Below are 2,214 nucleotides of genomic sequence, written 5' to 3'. Positions count from 1 at the left end.
GTAGTATTTGCGACAAGTGGCTGGACGATTGCCCAGGCGTTTAGCGGTGTTTTTGATAGCTTCGGTAACGTTCTTTTTGGCCTGCGTTTGAGAAGAAAACAGTCCGATCATGTGCAGTTCTTGCAGGGCATGAACCGTGCCCATCCAGGTACGAAAATCTTTGGCAGTGAAGTTCTCTTGGGTAATCTCGTAAAGATAGTCGTTTACGTCTTTAGAGTCGATCGTCTGACGTTCACCGTTTTCGTCGATGTATTGAAATAATTCTTGCCCCGGTACATCACGACAGGATTTAACAATGCGGGCTAAGCGTCGATCGCCTAATTCAATTTCGTGTTCTACACCGCTTTTTCCGCGAAAGTGAAATACAATCTTCGTGCTGGTGACTTCGATATGCTCATCACGCAGCGTGGTGAGTCCAAAAGAATCGTTCGTTTGGGCATATTCTTCGTTGCCCACTCGGATCAGGGTTTTCTCTAAAAGCTGAACTACAGTTGCCAGCACTTTTTCACGGCGCAGACCGGGCAGGCGCAGATGGCGATCAGTTTGTTCGCGAATCAGGGGCAACGCCTGAGCAAAGCGCACCATGCGATCGAATTTAGTTTGGCTGCGGATTTTGCGCCAGTCAGCGTGATAGCGATACTGTTTGCGTTCTTTTGCATCGCGTCCGGTTGCTTGCAAGTGTCCGTCGGGTAATGGACAAATCCAAACGTCTGTCCAAGCGGGCGGAATAATTAATGCTTTGAAACGCTCTAGTTCTTCAGGATCCTGAATTGGACGACCATCTACGCCAAGATACACAAATTCATCTCCCGATCGTTCTCGACGAATGCCGGGAATGGTATCGCTAACATAGCGTAAACCAACTGCTTTAGCGGACTCGATCGGACTGATAGTAGATTCGGCGCTCAACATAGATTCTGATCCAAAAGATTCTGCCCTAAAAATTAGAAACAGGGCTAGATGCGCGATGCAATCTGCCCCTTTGTCGCTTTTTGGGAGGTAAGTTGAAACGTTAAAACGAGTTTGTGGTACAGCCTCGATCGAACGAATCAGTTTGGTGTTTTTGATGCTTAACCGACCGTCACCTGGCTGGTATCAACATTTGTTGCACCACTTACTCCACGGGCAACAGACGTCATTTTTTGCACGATTTCCTGATTTGGGGCTTTTCCTTTCAGAACAACCGTGCCGCCTGTTTGAGCCACATAAACCGTGTCAATGTCATCAATGCCCGGATCTTGGTCAAATGCCAGCGCAACTCGCTTTGCCAGACCGCTCTGATCGTATTCCCCGTTCAAGCCAACCCGCTCCGGAGGAATTGATTCCTGACCGCCTTGAGCTGCCGTTGCTGCATTACCGCCTTGAGCTGCCGCTGCTACATTTGCTTGAGGCTGAGCCTGAGCTTGATTTTGCTGAGGCTTCTGAGCTCCGAATAATCTTTGTAGCCAACCCATTGGCTGTATCTCCTCAAAATGATGTTCACTATCCGTCCGCAGACGATACTTTTATTAGAAACAATTCATTGCAGTCAGCAATCGATCTAGAGACATAGGGAGTTTTTACCCCCTTATCTCGCTGCTTGAATCCTGCTTGAATGCTTTTTGATCATGCCTGATCTAAGCAAAGCGAAAGAAAACTGCAAGGCGAAAGAAAACCGATCGCCTTAGTTCGAGCAATAATTAGTTCGAGCGATAATCTGCATCTCGCCAGCAGCGAGGCAGCTCTTCTCCAGAAGGAAAAACTAGCGTGTCTTTCCCAATTTCTTCGGGCGGCTGTTCTTCCTGACCTTCCTGAATTCTGCCTTTAATCGTGTCGTGCGACGGGTTAATTAGCTCTTCTGTATCCATCACTTCGATTAATACACCCGTTTGTTTGTCTTGTAGAATCATTGTTTTAAGTTGAGATCTTTACTTTACTTTGAAAGTAACGAATGAAAGAACGGCTTATCCTCTATCAAGAGGGACAGTTTCCATAAACAGGTACCGAGAAATTGGAGAAATTGGATAAGTCCCAGGAAAGAAATCCGCTCAACGATGAGCAGACTTCCCTCGCAGGAAGGACGGTTGACGAAAACAGAATTCGATACGGTAAGGAGTAAGTTCGGTGAGAAGTGAGTCCCTGCAACGTTACCCTTGCTGAATCGGTTTCTTGCTGAATCAGCAGAACGACTTTGTGAGAACTGCTCTGTGACCAGAAGCCTGCGACTAAAGGCTT

At 47.2% G+C, this 2,214-nt stretch carries 4 protein-coding genes; all 4 read right to left on the bottom strand.

Translation table 11 applies throughout. The features are described 5' to 3' along the window. A partial coding sequence (locus tag H6F80_RS00125) for a DNA topoisomerase IB (protein WP_190789600.1) occupies positions 1-912 on the bottom strand: 912 nt, incomplete at its 3' end. 158 nt (positions 913-1,070) lie between these two features. Then, positions 1,071-1,454, bottom strand: coding sequence for a BON domain-containing protein (locus H6F80_RS00120; RefSeq protein ID WP_190789599.1), 384 nt, complete (start codon positions 1,452-1,454; stop codon positions 1,071-1,073). Positions 1,455-1,679: 225 nt separating this feature from the next. Further along, on the bottom strand, positions 1,680-1,889 hold the full coding sequence (locus tag H6F80_RS00115; protein WP_190789598.1) for an acetyltransferase: 210 nt from the start codon (positions 1,887-1,889) through the stop codon (positions 1,680-1,682). Positions 1,890-1,953: 64 nt separating this feature from the next. Then, positions 1,954-2,214 (bottom strand): hypothetical protein (locus tag H6F80_RS29335; protein WP_206755013.1); only part of this gene is annotated, 261 nt, incomplete at its 5' end.

The sequence above is a fragment of the Leptolyngbya sp. FACHB-711 genome (genome assembly GCF_014695615.1).
In the GTDB taxonomy this organism is placed as follows: Bacteria; Cyanobacteriota; Cyanobacteriia; order Elainellales; family Elainellaceae; genus Leptolyngbya_A.
The sequence above is the reverse complement of the archived record's forward strand: the minus strand, read 5'-3'. Positions and strand labels throughout refer to the sequence as shown.

Bases quoted from the DNA above. Each gene is read 5' to 3' on its own strand.
- H6F80_RS00115 (WP_190789598.1), bottom strand. From the start codon at position 1,889: ATGATTCTACAAGACAAACAAACGGGTGTATTAATCGAAGTGATGGAT.
- H6F80_RS00120 (WP_190789599.1), bottom strand. From the start codon at position 1,454: ATGGGTTGGCTACAAAGATTATTCGGAGCTCAGAAGCCTCAGCAAAAT.